We start from the raw sequence: 15,642 nt of genomic DNA on the forward strand, positions 1-15,642 counted from the left end.
ATATGAAACGAATCATTCTCGCTTGTGCCGCAGGAATGTCGACGTCCATTGTAGTGTCCAAAATGAAGGCTGCTGCAGAAGCTAAAGAGCTGGATTATGATATCTACGCCATACCTGAAGGGGCCATTGCGGATGAATTAGAAGAGCATGGAGGAGATGTTCAGGTGATTTTACTTGGACCGCAAGTAAGCTTTATGAAAAAGGCAGCAGAAAAAACCGCTGCACCTTATCAAATACCTGTCGATGTCATCAATGTGAGATTATACGGAACAGCGAACGGGGAAAAAATACTAGAGCATGCTCTGAAACTAGCAAATGAATCTTAAGTAATTGGAGGAGAAGCAGATGACGGTATTAGAGGAAATGCAGGGAGCAGCCTTTCAAATCATTGCTCATGCAGGCGAGGCAAGAAGTCATTATGTCGAAGCGATTCGTCTAGCAAGAGCAGATGATTTTGAAAAAGCACAGCAGTTGATTGAAAAAGGGGAGGAAGCGTTTCGAAGCATCCACAATCTGCACTTGCCGCTGATCCAAAAAGAGGCGGCAGGTGAGCAGCTTCCCTTTTCTTTGCTGCTAATACATGCAGAAGATCAAATGCTCACAACAGAGACCATTCATCTGCTTGCCATCGAAATGATTGAAATGTGTAAAAAAATGAACACCCTGTCAAAATAGATATCAGCTAGTAACCAATTTCTGTTATAATCATTCGATAGATAGAGAGAAAGCAGGATTGGTGAATGAAAAAAACATGTATGTTGATGACGGTTGGTCTTTTGGCGCTGCTCATTTCGGGCTGTATGGAAACGAAGGAGCAAACGGAAGGAAACCAGCAAGTGGTCAAAGAGGAAAAGGGTCCATTACGATTAAAAGAAACAGAAGAGATTCAGCAGACAGAAGCCGAAGTGATTGATACACAAAGCTGGATTGAGCAAAAGGAGCCGGTAGAGCTTCCGATTTTGATGTATCACAGCATCTCCAGCGGTAACTCGCTGCGTGTACCAAAGAGCGAGTTTGCGGCTCATATGAAATGGCTGAAGGACAACGACTATGTCACGCTGTCGCCAGAAGAAGCGTACCGCGTCTTCACAACAAATACGAAGCCAAGTGAAAAGTGTGTTCTCATTACATTCGATGATGGATATACCGATAACTATACAAAGGCATTTCCGATTTTAAAGCAGTATGGAATGAAAGCAACGATTTTCATGATTGAGCAATCCATTGGGCGCCCGAACCACTTAACGGATGAACAAATGGATGAAATGATTGCAAATGGGCTATCGATCGAGAGTCATACAATACATCATTTAGAGCTCAATCGTTTATCAAAGGAGCAGCAGAAAGAGGAATTAAAAGGATCAAAGGCATTCTTTGATCAACGTTTTTCTCAGCATACGAGAATGGTCAGCTATCCTGTCGGACGCTATAACGAAGACACGCTAAAACTAGCGAAGGAAGCCGGTTATCAAATGGCTGTCACCACTGAACCAGGACATGCGAAAAAGGAACAAGGCATGATGTCCTTGCATCGTATCCGCGTGTCACCGGGACTTTCACCCGAAAGCTTTGGCAGACTGGTAGAGGGGAATCGATAGAGATCAAATCACAAATGTTTCACATGAAACATTTTACGACAAGTTTCACGCTGATGATTGGTGAATCGACATTTGGGTGGTTCAAAGGCGAAACAGAACTTTCATGAAGATGGAAGTTCTGTTTTTTTATCATTCATCAAAAAATTCCATATGAGCTTTTTCTTGCTTGTAATAATCGATTCGATCTTTCATGGTCCCGGTATGAAACTCAAATTTATGTCCATCAGGGTCCGTAAAGTAGATCGACTGATGATCTTTTTCATCTCTCGGACGGCCTGGCAAGATGTTGACGTTCAAATGTTTTAGCTTGTTGTACATGTGATCTACATCCTCTTCATCAATTGAAAAAGCGATGTGCGTGTAAGCGTGCTGAATGTCTTGACGAGGAATGTCTTTTTCCACATTCAGGGCAAGCCATAGCCCGTTCAAATCAAAGTAAGCTGTCTTTTTTCCTTTTACTAATAAAGTGGCGTCAAATACGTTTGTGTAAAAATCAATAGAGGTTTCTAAATCAGAAACAGAAAATAACAAATGATTGATTCCTTTTATCGACATCACATTCACCTCAAAACATATTTGAAAAAAAGCCTGTAGATGGGGTCTACAAGCTTGTTTATTGATAAACAGGATAGCCCGTTATTTTGATATCTTTCCCTAGTGGTTCTACTGAGAGTTGATCCAATTCGATGGCATCACTCATGAGGCGTATGCCTTCGCCTCCAAAAAAGGAAGGGGACAGCCGACCGCCAATGAGTTTAGGTGCCATATAGATGACCAATTTATCTACAAGCTGCTGTTCTAAAAATGAGGCATTGACCTGGCCGCCGCCTTCAATCATGAGGGCGGAGACATTTCTTTCTCCCAGCACTTGAAGCACTTCTTGCAGGGGCACCCGCGTGTCGCTATCTGTTATAAAGACACTGACGCCAGCTGCTTCTAAAGCGGCTCGTTTTCCCTCATTGGCTTGCTTTGTCGTAAAGATCCATGTAGGTGCCGTCTGATCAGTGACGATCTTTGCTGTCAGCGGTGTTGACAGCTTAGAGTCTAAGACAATTCGAATCGGATGATGCCCATTTGGAATCCGTGCAGTTAGTGAAGGATCGTCATGAATAACGGTTTGAGCACCGACCAAAATCGCATCATTGATACTGCGGATATGATGAGCATCATAACGAGATGTTTCAGATGTAATCCATTTACTGTCAGACGTAGCAGACGCAATTTTTCCGTCTAAGGTAATACCTGCCTTGAGCGTCACGAAAGGTGTTTTTTTCGTAATAAAATGATTAAATACTTCATTCATGAGAATGGATTCCTGTTCCAGTACGCCTGTAATCACTTGGATGCCAGCATCTTGTAAGATGGCAATCCCGCGGCCTGCGACAAGCGGGTTCGGGTCAAGCGCTGCCACGACAACGGTTTCGACGCCTGCTTTCACAAGTGCTTCCGCGCAAGGGCCTGTGCGGCCGTGATGGGAACAAGGCTCGAGGGTCACATAAATGGTGGCTCCTTTTGCCTTGTCTCCAGCCATTTTAAGTGCATGAATTTCAGCATGCGGTTCACCGGCTTTCATGTGAGCACCGACACCAACAATTTCATTCTCTCGCACAATCACAGCCCCGACGAGCGGGTTTGGAGAGGTCTGACCTTTCATTGCCTGTGCATTTTCAAGGGCTAGATTCATATATCGCTCATGATGTGGCAATCGTACGCACCTCTTGCTCCGCCTTCATGTGACCTGAGCGGTTGATTTTTGTCTGTAAGTATTTTTCATTAAACTCCGAGACATCACCCCAAAGCGGAATGCGTCCAGAAAGAGATAGACCTGCATGGCTGATGGCATCTGTCTTTTTCGGATTATTGGTAATGAGTCTGACTGGCTTTGTACGAAGTGTTTGAAGAACCGCGATGGCTTCTTCATATTGACGCGTGTCATCTTCAAAGCCGAGTGCTTCGTTCGCTTCTACTGTATCGTAGCCGTTTTCTTGAAGAATATAAGCCATGGCTTTACTGAAAAGTCCAATACCGCGGCCTTCATGATTGGCTAAATAGAACAGTGCACCTGCACCATTGTCTTCAATCATCCGCATGGACTGCTTCAATTGGAACCCGCAGTCGCAGCGCTTGCTTCCGAAAATATCACCAGTGTGGCAAATGGAATGCATGCGGATAAGGGCTTCGTCAGCGTGCTCGAACTCCCCATACACTAGAACGCTTGACTGCTGTTGATCGGCAAGCTGGCGGGACGAGAGGCTTTCAATTAAAGCGTCATCTGACAATGGCTCTTTTCCATCGTCTTTTAACCATGAATACCAGTTGAACATCACGGTTCTGCCGTCTAAATTCACTGGCAATTTAATGGGTCCAGTGATATATATATACCCGTCTTCTTGCTGTACTCGTTTGATTTTATCTTTTAAAATGGCTGTTTTAAGATCTGTGTGTTTGTCCATATTCTGCACCTTCTTTTTTGTCTGTTTCTTCAATCTGTAAACGAACGAGAACGCCAAATGGATCAACAAATTCGTTACTTTTCCCTGTTGTTTTCACTTGAGTGCCTGCTTTTGTCAGACACTCGACGACGGACTGTCTGTCTGCTTCTTGTGGGAATACCAGTGTATAGCTTCTAATTCCTGAAAAACGTGGATCAATGGCTCCTTTTCGTCCCCGTCCCCATGCATTAAAGGCAAGGTGATGGTGGTACACACCAGCGGCGATAAACAGGCTTGCTGGTGGAGCCATTCTGATGTGAAAACCGAGCGTATTGACATAAAAGGAATCAGCTTCTTCTGGGTTAAGATGGAAATGTAAGTGTCCCATAACTGTACCAGCGGGAAGTCCTTCCCAAGTTGTATCAGCGGCTTCTTGCAGGAGACCATCTCCATCAAGAGGTGCATTTCCGCCACCTTTCAGTTCTCCATGCTCACCTACCCAAACGTCCTCAGGGCGATCAGCATATATTTCTACGCCAATGCCGTCAGGGTCACTTAAATAAATGGCTTCACTGAAAAAGTGATCGCTTGCTCCAATTAAAGGATAGCCTTTTTTGATCACATGTGCCAGCCATGTGCCCAGGTTTTTTCTGGTAGGTAATAAAACAGCAAAATGATAAAGTCCTGGCTCATGATCAGGCTTCTCCTTGAGCTGTGCATCCTCTTTTAACAAAAGAATGGGTTCCTTTGCATTGCTTCCAAGAGTGACGGTGGATTCCGTCTGTTCTACTATTGTAAATCCTAAAATGTCTGTATAAAAAGGTAAAGAACGCTCAAAGCTGGACACATGTAACTCTGTTACACCCAATCTTAGCTCCTCAATTGTCTTCAAGCTCGGTCAGCTCCTTCATGATATATGCATCGGCATGTTCAAATGTTTTTGAAAATCTATAAAAATGAATACCTTGTTACTTAAAGTAACTAAACTATATAATAGTTAGTGACTTATTTCAAGTAATTAATTGTGCTATAATGAAAAAAAAGAGAGAAAAGCGGGAGGGAGTAAGGTATGGCTCAAGTAGATGGCTGTCCAATCACAGATGCCATGGAGATTCTAGGCAAGAAGTGGGTCATTCTCATCATCAATCAGCTTCTGACAGGCCCTAAGCGTTTCTGTCAGCTTGAAAATGAAATGGACATCAGCGGACGATTATTATCAGAAAGGCTGAAGGATTTAGAGGCTGAAGGACTCGTTGAGAAAAACGTATACCCTGACATTCCAGTACGGATTGAATACGAATTAACAGCGCAAGGGAAGAAAATTGAGCCGATTATTCGTGAAATGTATGCTTGGTCTTTAGAACGTAAAAACAGCAAAAAAGGGGAACATGTCCCTTCCTAATCGATTTCGATCAGTCTGTCTGGTCGAAATTTTTTTTGTGCGATTTTCCAGAAATCTAAGTCAATAGTATGAAAAATGATGTTGACAATAAATTCATTCATCATATAATATCAAGGAGAAGAGGGTTCTTTTCCCTGTAATGGAATGGAGGTTATGCCATGGTATCATGAATGGGACAGATTACCTAAAACACGTTTCAAACCATCATTTAGAAACAGACATCTTTGGCTTTTAGGAAGCAAAGATTTATTTTTTCAACTCAATTGATAATGATTATCATAATCATCTATAAGTGTGATCCAGCGCTTATGAAGGTTATTTTTTTTATTATCTATTGAGAATAATTATCAATATCATTTAGGAGGGTTCACATGAAAGCCATTCGTTCAACATCACACGTATTATTGTTCTTTAGTTTTATTCTATTATTTGCCCTAGCCCCAGTTAGCTCAGCCTCAGCAGCAGGCTTAGCAGATGGTCAACATTCAGCACAATATGTGGTATGGAAGGCAGATAGCGATTCGACTTCAACAGCGAATACGTATTTTGAAAAACCAGCCAAGCTTGTCGTGAAGAATGGAAAAATCAAAGCACAAGTCATGTTAACGAATAGCTCTTGGATCACAAGCTTTAAAACACTTGATCAAGGTGTGTACAAAGATGCGAAGGTGATCAGTACAAATACAGCTGCAAATAAGAGAACGGTTGAATTCAACGTGAACAGCCTGACAGAAGTCGTACCAGCAAAAGTGAGCGTGACTGTACCGGTCATCGGATATACAGGCAATTACGACATCCGCCTCAAGTTTGATGCAGCATCTGTTCAATAGAAAGGGAGGAAATTCGCTTGATGAAAAAAATGATGAGGCTATCAGTCTTCATGACCGCTTTATTATTGGCACTTATGCTGCCTTTTTCAAACGCACAGGCTGCCACGTTAAAGGATGGTACATACTCCGTCAACTATACTGTGCTGAAGGCTGAAGGAAATGCGGTTTCCATGGCAAATGATTACTGGCTGAAGCCAGCAAAAGTGATTGCAAAAAATGGGAAGCTGACTGTACAAATGACCATTAAAAATAGCAGCTGGGTGACGGAATTTAAAGTGCCGGGAAATGGCGGCTATGTCGACACAACGGTTCTCTCAACTAATAAAAAAGCCAACACAAGGCTTGTTCAGTTCCAAGCTCAGAGCTTGTCTAAGCCAATCAAGTCAAAAATTCATGTCACTGTTAAATCTGCTGATTATGATCATGATTATACCATTCAGCTGAAATTCGATGAGAGCAGCATGAAATCGCTTTCGTCTAACAGCACAAACAAATCAGCGGGTGCAGCAGAAGATCAGCAGCCATCAAAAGAATCAACGAAAACATCTGATTCATCCACGACAAAACAAGAAGAGAATCCTCAAACTGGTGATACAAACCAGACAGGGTGGCTCCTTGTGCTTGCTCTATGCTCAGGCGGGTTTTTAGCAAGAAAGTGGATCATCAAGCATTAAGAAAGGAAGTGTCACCATTTGAAACGTCTTTTTCATCTAAAGGCAGCTATTCTGCTCGTTTTATTCAGTTTATTGACTGCGTTTCAGATTCCTCAAGGAACGGCTCAAGCGGCATCATTTGTTGATGGTGAATACACGGCCGGATTCACCATTTTAAAGAATGGCAGCACAGAAGCGTCCATGATGGATACGTATACAGAAAAGCCAGCTAAGCTGATTGTGGAGAATGGCAAGACAACAGCCTATGTCACGCTGAAGCAAAGCAAAGAGATTACAGATTTCAAAGTTGAACAAAATGGTGCTCTTGTCACCACTGAAACCGTCAGTGAGGATGAAACAGCCAATACACGTGTGATCAAATTTGATGTTGCTGACTTATCAGCCAAATTAAACGGCTGGGTGAAAATTTACTGGGATTTAGGCGGCTTTATTTATGACGAAGCGTATGACGTACAGCTTGCATTCGATCAAAGCAGCCTAACACTCGTTACACCTGCAAAGCCAGACGATAACGAAACAAAACCGGATGACCAAAACGGGTCAAAGCCAGACGATAATGAAACAAAGCCGGATGATCAAAACGGGTCAAAGCCAGACGATAACGAAACAAAGCCGGATGATCAAAATGGGACAAAGCCAGACGATCATCAGGAAACACCTGGCAATAACAATGGCACAAAACCAGATGATTCTGCGCAAAATCAATTAAAAGATGGCGAATACCGCATCAATTACAGTGTGCTGAAAGGGGATCAGGACGAGGCATCTCGGATGAACCAATACTTCTCACATCCTGCATCCTTAACCATCAAAAATGGAAAACAAACCATTTCCTTTACGGTGAAGGATCATACGTCTGTCGCTTCCTTGAAAACAGAGAAAAACGGATCTTATCAAGAAGTGAAGACGGTCAGCACAGATAAAGCAAAGAACACAAGAGTGGTGTCATTTGATGTCGCTGATCTGAAAAAAGCGGTCAAAGGAAAAGTACACATCGTGGTAGCAGCTGCTCACTATGACCAAACCTACGATATTCGTTTTCAATTCGATGCAAAGAGTATCGCTCCACTTAAGGACGGGCAGGTAGAGGAAGAAACACCGGCTGCACCAGAAACACCAAAACCAAACACACCATCACCAGAAACAAATAACGGCGGAGCTGCTCAAGAGACGGCTAAGCTTAAAGATGGTGTATACAAGCTGCCTTTCTCAATGAAGAAAGCAGACAAGGATGAGCCTTCTCGTATGAACGATTACGTCGTGAGCCCTGCGACATTGGTCGTAAAAAATGGCCGCCATTTCGTTTCATATACAGTGAAGAACAGCTCAGCCATCACATCCTTCCAAGTAGGGACAGGCGGGAAATATGAAGAGACTCTTGTCGCAAAAACAGATCAAAAAGCAGACACACGAGTGATTCAATATGAAGCCAAAAGTTTAAGCACTGCTCAAGCAGCACGCGTAAAAATTGATATTCCGGCTGCGAATTATCATGAGCAGTACGATGTCAAACTTGTCTATGACACAAAAGGAATCACTCTTGGTGAAGGAAGCGGCATTGCTATGGTAATCGGAGACGATGAGAGTATCGGCTTTGTCAAAAATCCAAATGATCGCGATTCTCAAACAAATCAGCTTGAAAATCTAGCGCCAGAGGAAACAGGCGCAGAGCAGATGACATTTACTCCATCAGATGACCAAACCAAGTCTGAGACTGGACAGTTGAATCCGAAAACAGGAGATACCTCTCTTTTTTGGGTGTATATTCTTTTATTCGGCGGGTCATTATTCGTACTCGTAAGAAAGTATCAAACAAGAACAAGATAGATGGATTAGTTTAAGTGAGATGCGCAATTTCTCTCGGCGCATCCACTCTCTTTTTTCGAAAGGAGGCTTCTGTTTTTGAAGCATCGAATGTTATGTACCCTGATCGCTGCTCTTAGTGTGTGCGTGATCTTATCGGGCTGCTCACAGTCAGCCGAAAGTTCAGCGAAAGGCAAAAAAAGCGCAGAATCAAGTGCGCGCATTGTGGCAACGACTGTAGCTGCTGTGGAGATTATGGATGCTTTAGAGGTGGATCTTGTCGGGGTGCCAACAAGTCAAAAATCCTTGCCAGCTCGTTATAAAGGACTGCCGGAAGTCGGTAATCCAATGAGCCCGGACATGGAAATCATCCAATCACTTAAACCGACAGATGTCCTGTCTGTCACAACCCTTCAATATGATTTAGAGACACCCTTTCAGCAAGCAGGTGTCCCTGCCACATACTTAAATCTCGAGAGCCTTGGTAGCATGGAGAAGGCGATCACGAAGCTTGGAGCTCAGTATGACAGAAAGAAACAAGCCGAGCGCATCGTGTCTGACTTTGAACAAAAAAAGAAAGACATACAAGAGAAGACGAAGGGAAAGCGCAAGCCGTCCGTTCTGATTTTGCTTGGTGTACCGGGCAGTTATTTGGTGGCAACAGAGAATTCATATATTGGTGATCTTGTACGTATCGCAGGCGGAAAGAACATTGTCAAAGGTGAGAAAATGGAGTATTTGGCATCTAATACGGAGTATTTACAAAAAGCCAATCCAGATATCATACTCCGGGCCGCACATGGGATGCCAGATGAAGTTGTCCGCATGTTTGATCAAGAATTTAAAACAAATGACATCTGGAAGCATTTTCATGCGGTCAAGCAAGACCGGGTGTACGACCTCGAAGAAAGCTTATTTGGGACAACGGGCAATTTAAAGGCAGCAGAAGCATTAGATGAACTAACGCGTATGCTCTACCCGTCATAAGCGGCGAATCTTAATGATAAAAGGACGTTCAAGATGAAAAAAACAGGGATTTTATTTCTGATAGTTAGTCTCTTACTGGTGTGCGTGTTTATTTATTCCGCCATTACTGGGAGTATTCATGTCACCCCGATTGAATTATTGGAAGGGCTCATCACCGGTCAACATGCACAGGTAGACATCATTAAAGATTTGAGAATTCCCCGCATGCTCATCGCAATGTTTACAGGGGCCGCCTTATCTGTCTCCGGTGTACTGCTGCAGTCGGTCATGAGAAATCCATTAGCTGATGCCGGCGTCATTGGAATTTCATCAGGAGCCAGCTTCTTTTCTTTAATGGCGATTACAGCGCTTCCTCAATTTTATTTCTACTCTCCTTTATTTTCGGTATTAGGCGGAGCCATTGCATGTTTCCTCGTGTACGTTCTGTCTTGGAAGGGCGGTTTAAGCCCAATCCGCATGATTTTGGTTGGGATCGCCATCAATGCCATGTTTACTGGAATGGCTGAAGCATTTGTGACCATTTGCAGCTATTTCAATATCACGATCAATCAGTCAGGACAGTCAAATCTCACGATGAAAACGTGGGGAGATGTCCGTTTAATCGGAGTCTATGGCGTCGTCGGCCTTGTCGTAGCACTTTTCTTCAGCAGATGGTGTAACCTCTTGGCTCTTCAGGACAAGACAGCGAAAAATTTAGGATTGCGTGTGACCAGAATGCGCCTTTTGATTTCCATCACAGCGGTATTACTCGCGGCGGTGACAGCTGCGGTAGCGGGCGTGATTGCCTTTGTCGGTTTGCTCATTCCGCACATTTCAAGAAGGCTTGTTGGCTCGGATCATCGGGTACTCATTCCTTTTTCTGCGTTAAGCGGGGCTTTGCTGATTTTGACGGCTGATACGCTCGGCAGGACGCTTGTAGCGCCAAATGAGATTCCTGCTTCTACGATCATGGCCGTGATTGGCGGGCCGTTTCTGATCTTTTTGTTAAGAAGGGGGGACCGTCTCCATGGACATTCGTGAGGTGTCATTCTCATATGACCAGCAGAAGGACATCGTTCAATCGGTCACAACACAGATCGAAAAGGGGAAAATCACAACCATTATCGGTCCAAATGGCTCGGGGAAATCCACACTGCTTTCCTTGATGGCGAATAATCATTGTCCAAACAAAGGGCAGATTCACTTAGACGGACAAGCGCTGAATGCATTTAAGCCAAAGGAGCTGGCAAAAAAGCTGGCTGTCGTCCATCAGCAAAATGAAGCACCGCTTGATTTAACGATCGAACGGGTCGTGGCATTCGGTAGAACGCCGTACCAGACGATGCGCGGGGGTGACAAGGAAGAGGATGAGAGAGCGATAGAGTGGGCACTGTCCAGTACAAAACTAACGGAAAAACGAAAGGTGCCGCTCGCCTCACTGTCAGGTGGTGAGCGTCAGCGTGTATGGATTGCGATGGCACTTGCGCAAAAAACACCGATCCTTTTCTTAGATGAACCGACAACCTATTTGGATATCTACTATCAATTTGACATTCTTGAGCTGATCCGTGAGCTCAATGTCGTGCATGGACTCACGATTGTCATGGTGCTGCACGACATGAATCAGGCTGTCCGCTACAGTGACGTCATCATTGCGATGAAGGATGGACGAATTATCAGTGAAGGACAGCCAAACGATGTGTTAACAGAAGAGAATGTGCGGCACATTTATGATGTGTCCGTCACGATTAGACAGGATGCAGAAACAGGAATGTACATCGTGCCTGTTGGCATATAAAAGCAGGTGAAACAGTGTGAAAAGAGGAAAACGGGTCTGGCAGCGTATGCTGACGATCGTCTGTTTAGGTGTATTCATTTATAGCGGTACAGCCATTGGTTTAGAACTGTTCGGCTATTATCAAAATCGTCAGGTGCTTGCAAAGGCTCAGACGATGTATGATCAAGAGCAAGGAATGACTGAAAGCCGGGAACCGGGAACCACCCGTACGTCATTTGATGAGCTGCGGAAGGTGAACAACGACATTGTCGGCTGGATCAATATGAAGGACACGATGATTCAGTACCCAATCGTTCAATCTCGTGATAATGCATTCTACTTAACCCGTAATTACTTAAAAAACGACACCCGGGCAGGCAGTATCTTTATGGATTATCGCAATGACGTCTTGCATGAAAGCCCGAATACTGTGGTGTACGGGCATCGGATGAGGGATGGATCCATGTTCGCTGGACTCACAAACTATTTAAAAAAGGATTTCTTCCATGATCATCGGACATTTCAGTACGATACGCTGTATCAAAGCTATGAGGCGGAGATTTTTGCCGTGTATGAAACAACGGTGGATTTCGATTATATTCAAACCGATTTTCAAGATCTTGGCGAATATGCGCACTACTTACAAGCTGTGCGGAAAAAATCAATCTATCAAACGAAGACAGACGTGTCCACAGATGACCTCATCCTCACCTTATCGACTTGTGATCATGTGCTTGCACCTAAAAATGGGCGTCTTGTCGTACAGGCAAAGCTAAAGAAAGTTTACTAGAAAAGGAGAGACAGACGGTTGAAATTTTCACATGTGATCTTCGCTGGACTCGTCTTGATGCTTCTCCTCGGCGGATGCAGTCAGGCAGCACCTGTAGAGAAAGGAAGCGGGCAAGGTGCGCTGAAGATAAAGGATTTTACTGGCAGAACGCTGTCGTTTGAAGAATCCCCTCAGCGTATCGTCGCATTATCGACTGGAGACATGAGCATCCTGTATGCCTTAGGCGGTGAGGTAGTTGGCCGTCCGGCCGCCGAATTACCAGACAGCTTACAAAAGGCAAAGTCTGTACAAACGATTGGCACAACGCATCAATTTGATGTAGAGCTCATCACAAGCTTAACGCCCGATGTTGTGCTTGGGAATGAACAATTAAACAGCAAGGACATCTCTACAATAGATGGAATTGGTTCACAGCTTCTTTTGACAAGTGCCAATTCAGTGAAGGATATTCAGCGTCAAATAACGTTATTCGGGGATTTGCTCGGAAAGCAGCAAAAGGCCAAAGCCCTCAATGAGCAAATCGATCAGAGGAAAAAGCAGGTCAAGCAGCCTCAGAAAAAAGTGAAGACACTCGTTGTATACGGGGCACCTGGCACATATATGGCGGCACTTCCTCAATCCTTAAGCGGAGATTTACTGCACATCGCAGGAGGGACGAACATCGCTGAAAATGAACCGGCACTCGAGAAATTCCCTCAATACGCTCAAATCAATGCAGAAAAGGTCATCGAAGCCGATCCTGATCTTATTCTGCTTATGACTCACAGCAATCCTGAAGATGTGAAAGCGGGCTTTATGAGTGAAATGAAACAGAATGCCGCTTGGCACGATGTGTCAGCTGTCAAAAATGGACACGTCGAGATTCTGCCGAGTGATCTATTTGGGACGAACCCAGGCGCGGAAGTGATGAGAGCGATTGATGAGCTAGAGAAAAGATTGAAGCGATTGTCATCATGAAAATGAATACAGAATTAGATTTTCAAAAAAGACAGTCGAGACGAAAATGGCTGATACCCGGACTATTCATCTCGTTAGTTGTAGGCGCATGCTTAGGGCTTGCATTAGGTTCCGTTCAATTATCGCTGCAAGACCTACTCGCCGCTTTGACGGGATCAGGCCAGCCTGTTCATGAGAAAATTGTGATGGATTTACGCCTGCCGCGTGTTTTGATCGGTTTTATTGTCGGAGCCTGTCTCGCAGCATCAGGGGCGATTTTACAAGGAGTCGTCCGGAATCCACTCGCTGACCCTGGCATCATCGGTGTGACTGCTGGCGGCGGATTGGCTGCTGTGCTCAGCATGATTGTGTTTCCGCAATTTACGTATTTGCTGCCAGCTGCTGCTTTCCTTGGCGCTTTATTAGCGGCACTCGTGGTGTATATGCTGTCATTTGATCAAGGGGTTTCCCCGCTGAAATTGATTTTGGCGGGAGTGGCAGTCAATGCCCTCCTTGGGGCGGTTATGAATGGGTTTATGGTGCTTTATAGTGAGCGTGTGCAGGCTGTTCTGCCTTTTTTATCCGGAGGATTAAATGGACGGAGCTGGCATCATCTAAGCTTCGTGTCGCCATATGCGCTTGCTGGGTTGTGCCTTTGTTTTTTTGCCATCAAGCCGGCAAACCTTCTTTTGCTTGGTGATGAATCGGCGCAGTTACTCGGCCTTAGAGTAGAGCGCACCCGGTTTTTCTTAATTGCGCTGGCGGCGCTTTTAGCTGGTGCAGCTGTAAGTGTGAGTGGCTTAATTGGATTTGTCGGGCTGGTCGTTCCTCATTTTATCCGTCTTTTAATTGGAGATGACTACCGGTACCTGCTGCCTATCTCAATGCTGGGCGGAGGCGTACTTGTGGTTTTTGCAGATACAGCGGCACGGGTATGGTTTACACCGGTTGAACTGCCTGTCGGTATCCTGCTTGCCTGCATCGGTGCACCTTTCTTCCTCTATTTATTAAAAAAGAAAGGGAGGGGTTAAGTTGAATGTGATAGCTATGGATGACGTGAGTCTCAGTCAAGGAGGCTTTCGGCTGTCGTCTATTTCAGCAGCTGTTCCTAAAGGAAGTGTGACAGGAATTATTGGACCAAATGGATCAGGGAAGTCGACTTTTATTAAAGCAGCCGCACGTCTTACATCGATCGAAAGCGGCATGATATACATTCACGATATACCGCAAAAAGAGATGACAGCTCAGGAGATTGCAAAGGAAATCGCCGTTCTCATGCAGACGAGAACAGCCATTCCATCTATGACCGTACGGGAGCTGGTCGCACTTGGACGCAGTCCGCATCGTTCGATCTGGAAAAAGAGCTCGAAGACAGATCAAGAAGCGATTGAGTGGGCGCTTGATGTGACCAATAGCCGCATCAATGAAAACAGAATGCTGCATACATTGTCAGGCGGAGAAAGACAAAAGGCGTATATTGCGATGGCGCTCGCTCAGAAGACAGAGACTTTGATTCTGGATGAGCCGACGACTTACCTAGATATTGCACATCAGCTTGATTTACTAGAGCTGCTCAAACAGCTGAATAAGACGCATGGAATCACCATTTTAATGGTTCTTCACGACCTGCAGCAGGCAGCAAAATATTGTGACCGCCTCATTGCGATGAAGGGTGGTCAGGTTTATCAAATAGGGACACCAAACGAAGTATTAACAGAAAACTTTTTCAAAGAAGTCTTTGGGATTCAGGCTGAGGTTCACTTAGACGGTGAGCATCCGCTCATTATCCCAATCGCTTCGATCCAACAACCAAAGGGAGATGAACAGAAAATGATCATTGTCAACAACCAGGTAAGAGTAGAAAAAGGCAGTGCTGACCACCTCGTCAAGCGTTTTAACAAGCAGGGACAAGTAGAATTCATGGAAGGATTTTTAGGCATGGAAGTATGGGTCACGCAGCAGACAACCGATTACGATGAAGTGACCATTCATACCCGCTGGAATCGAAAAGAAGACTTTGTGAACTGGACAAAATCTCAGGCGTTTGGTGATGCGCATGCTCATGGGAAAGCGAAACCTGAAGGACTATTAAAAAACAAAATTACGTACTACGAAGTGCAAGTCACTAGACCAGCTTTACAGAAAAAAGCCTAAAAAAGAAACATAGCGCTGCGGTTCATGTGCAGCGCTATTTTTTTGCGTTTTTTTACTTTCTGTCACATATCTTTGACAAAGTATTCAAACAACTGACACAATACCATCCAATTTTTAGGTAAAATTTACTTTATTTTTGAAGCGCATGGGTGTAAAGTACAGGTATAAATAACTAACCGAATGAAAAGCAAGAGTAAAATTTCACCGAGTAAACCATTTCAAACAGGCTATTATTTGTGAATCATTGAACAAATAGTGAATATTTTGTGAAGTGGTGAGC

The 15,642-nt window shown here is 44.3% G+C and carries 18 protein-coding genes; 14 read left to right on the plus strand and 4 right to left on the minus strand.

What is annotated here, in order from left to right; genetic code table 11:
- The first annotated feature begins 2 nt into the window (after window positions 1-2).
- The 3 genes from C6347_RS00985 (at window position 3) to C6347_RS00995 (ending at window position 1,598) form a co-directional block, all read left to right on the plus strand.
- Window positions 3-326, plus strand: a complete 324-nt coding sequence (locus C6347_RS00985) for a PTS sugar transporter subunit IIB (protein ID WP_060597591.1) — start codon at window positions 3-5, stop codon at window positions 324-326.
- 19 nt (window positions 327-345) lie between these two features.
- Window positions 346-675 (plus strand): PTS sugar transporter subunit IIA, encoded by a 330-nt coding sequence (locus C6347_RS00990; protein ID WP_106071300.1) that lies wholly within the window; start codon window positions 346-348, stop codon window positions 673-675.
- A gap of 65 nt (window positions 676-740) precedes the next feature.
- The gene (locus tag C6347_RS00995; protein ID WP_106071301.1) at window positions 741-1,598 is read left to right on the plus strand and encodes a polysaccharide deacetylase family protein; all 858 of its coding nucleotides are present in this window, start codon (window positions 741-743) and stop codon (window positions 1,596-1,598) included.
- 129 nt (window positions 1,599-1,727) lie between these two features.
- Here C6347_RS00995 and fosM read toward each other — a convergent pair whose 3' ends face one another.
- The 4 genes from fosM to C6347_RS01015 are packed head-to-tail and all read right to left on the minus strand — an operon-like array spanning window position 1,728 to window position 4,922.
- Window positions 1,728-2,153, minus strand: coding sequence for a FosM family fosfomycin resistance protein (gene fosM / locus C6347_RS01000; protein ID WP_060597588.1), 426 nt, complete (start codon window positions 2,151-2,153; stop codon window positions 1,728-1,730).
- A 58-nt stretch (window positions 2,154-2,211) separates the two neighbouring features.
- Window positions 2,212-3,303: a bifunctional diaminohydroxyphosphoribosylaminopyrimidine deaminase/5-amino-6-(5-phosphoribosylamino)uracil reductase RibD gene (ribD, locus tag C6347_RS01005; protein ID WP_060597587.1), complete on the minus strand. Its 1,092-nt coding sequence runs from the start codon at window positions 3,301-3,303 to the stop codon at window positions 2,212-2,214.
- Complete coding sequence (locus tag C6347_RS01010; protein ID WP_060597586.1) at window positions 3,290-4,051, minus strand: GTP cyclohydrolase II; 762 nt, start codon at window positions 4,049-4,051, stop codon at window positions 3,290-3,292. Before C6347_RS01010 ends, ribD begins: the two co-directional genes overlap by 14 nt.
- Complete coding sequence (locus C6347_RS01015; RefSeq protein WP_060597585.1) at window positions 4,029-4,922, minus strand: VOC family protein; 894 nt, start codon at window positions 4,920-4,922, stop codon at window positions 4,029-4,031. The genes C6347_RS01010 and C6347_RS01015 overlap by 23 nt, the downstream gene beginning before the upstream one ends.
- Window positions 4,923-5,099: 177 nt before the next feature.
- On the opposite strand from C6347_RS01015, the gene C6347_RS01020 reads away from it, so the two are divergent.
- The 11 genes from C6347_RS01020 (at window position 5,100) to isdG (ending at window position 15,362) form a co-directional block, all read left to right on the plus strand.
- Window positions 5,100-5,432, plus strand: a complete 333-nt coding sequence (locus C6347_RS01020) for a winged helix-turn-helix transcriptional regulator (RefSeq protein ID WP_060597584.1) — start codon at window positions 5,100-5,102, stop codon at window positions 5,430-5,432.
- Window positions 5,433-5,803: 371 nt separating this feature from the next.
- Window positions 5,804-6,262: an NEAT domain-containing protein gene (locus C6347_RS01025; RefSeq protein ID WP_106071302.1), complete on the plus strand. Its 459-nt coding sequence runs from the start codon at window positions 5,804-5,806 to the stop codon at window positions 6,260-6,262.
- A gap of 20 nt (window positions 6,263-6,282) precedes the next feature.
- Window positions 6,283-6,936, plus strand: a complete 654-nt coding sequence (gene isdC / locus C6347_RS01030; RefSeq protein WP_060597745.1) for a heme uptake protein IsdC — start codon at window positions 6,283-6,285, stop codon at window positions 6,934-6,936.
- Window positions 6,937-6,954: 18 nt separating this feature from the next.
- Window positions 6,955-8,763: an NEAT domain-containing protein gene (locus tag C6347_RS01035; RefSeq protein ID WP_060597582.1), complete on the plus strand. Its 1,809-nt coding sequence runs from the start codon at window positions 6,955-6,957 to the stop codon at window positions 8,761-8,763.
- 75 nt (window positions 8,764-8,838) lie between these two features.
- A complete protein-coding gene (gene isdE / locus C6347_RS01040; protein WP_106071303.1) occupies window positions 8,839-9,726 on the plus strand; it encodes a heme ABC transporter substrate-binding protein IsdE in 888 nt (295 codons plus the stop codon).
- A 33-nt stretch (window positions 9,727-9,759) separates the two neighbouring features.
- On the plus strand, window positions 9,760-10,746 hold the full coding sequence (locus tag C6347_RS01045) for a FecCD family ABC transporter permease (protein WP_060597581.1): 987 nt from the start codon (window positions 9,760-9,762) through the stop codon (window positions 10,744-10,746).
- Window positions 10,733-11,503 (plus strand): ABC transporter ATP-binding protein, encoded by a 771-nt coding sequence (locus C6347_RS01050; protein WP_034660447.1) that lies wholly within the window; start codon window positions 10,733-10,735, stop codon window positions 11,501-11,503. Before C6347_RS01045 ends, C6347_RS01050 begins: the two co-directional genes overlap by 14 nt.
- 16 nt (window positions 11,504-11,519) lie before the next feature.
- Entirely contained in the window at window positions 11,520-12,272 is a 753-nt protein-coding gene (srtB, locus tag C6347_RS01055) for a class B sortase (RefSeq protein WP_106071304.1), read from the plus strand.
- 18 nt (window positions 12,273-12,290) lie between these two features.
- Entirely contained in the window at window positions 12,291-13,229 is a 939-nt protein-coding gene (locus C6347_RS01060) for an ABC transporter substrate-binding protein (RefSeq protein ID WP_106048039.1), read from the plus strand.
- A complete protein-coding gene (locus tag C6347_RS01065) occupies window positions 13,226-14,239 on the plus strand; it encodes a FecCD family ABC transporter permease (protein ID WP_106071305.1) in 1,014 nt (337 codons plus the stop codon). Before C6347_RS01060 ends, C6347_RS01065 begins: the two co-directional genes overlap by 4 nt.
- A gap of 1 nt (window position 14,240) precedes the next feature.
- Complete coding sequence (gene isdG / locus C6347_RS19550) at window positions 14,241-15,362, plus strand: heme oxygenase (protein ID WP_060597577.1); 1,122 nt, start codon at window positions 14,241-14,243, stop codon at window positions 15,360-15,362.
- The last annotated feature ends 280 nt before the right edge of the window (window positions 15,363-15,642 follow it).

It is taken from the genome of Bacillus sp. NMTD17 (genome assembly GCF_002998735.1).
Classification (GTDB): domain Bacteria; phylum Bacillota; class Bacilli; order Bacillales; family Bacillaceae; genus Bacillus.

Bases quoted from the DNA above. Each gene is read 5' to 3' on its own strand.
- C6347_RS00985 (WP_060597591.1), top strand. From the start codon at position 3: ATGAAACGAATCATTCTCGCTTGTGCCGCAGGAATGTCGACGTCCATT.
- C6347_RS00990 (WP_106071300.1), top strand. From the start codon at position 346: ATGACGGTATTAGAGGAAATGCAGGGAGCAGCCTTTCAAATCATTGCT.
- C6347_RS00995 (WP_106071301.1), top strand. From the start codon at position 741: ATGAAAAAAACATGTATGTTGATGACGGTTGGTCTTTTGGCGCTGCTC.
- fosM (WP_060597588.1), bottom strand. From the start codon at position 2,153: ATGTCGATAAAAGGAATCAATCATTTGTTATTTTCTGTTTCTGATTTA.
- C6347_RS01010 (WP_060597586.1), bottom strand. From the start codon at position 4,051: ATGGACAAACACACAGATCTTAAAACAGCCATTTTAAAAGATAAAATC.
- C6347_RS01020 (WP_060597584.1), top strand. From the start codon at position 5,100: ATGGCTCAAGTAGATGGCTGTCCAATCACAGATGCCATGGAGATTCTA.
- C6347_RS01025 (WP_106071302.1), top strand. From the start codon at position 5,804: ATGAAAGCCATTCGTTCAACATCACACGTATTATTGTTCTTTAGTTTT.
- isdC (WP_060597745.1), top strand. From the start codon at position 6,283: ATGAAAAAAATGATGAGGCTATCAGTCTTCATGACCGCTTTATTATTG.
- C6347_RS01045 (WP_060597581.1), top strand. From the start codon at position 9,760: ATGAAAAAAACAGGGATTTTATTTCTGATAGTTAGTCTCTTACTGGTG.
- C6347_RS01050 (WP_034660447.1), top strand. From the start codon at position 10,733: ATGGACATTCGTGAGGTGTCATTCTCATATGACCAGCAGAAGGACATC.
- C6347_RS01065 (WP_106071305.1), top strand. From the start codon at position 13,226: ATGAAAATGAATACAGAATTAGATTTTCAAAAAAGACAGTCGAGACGA.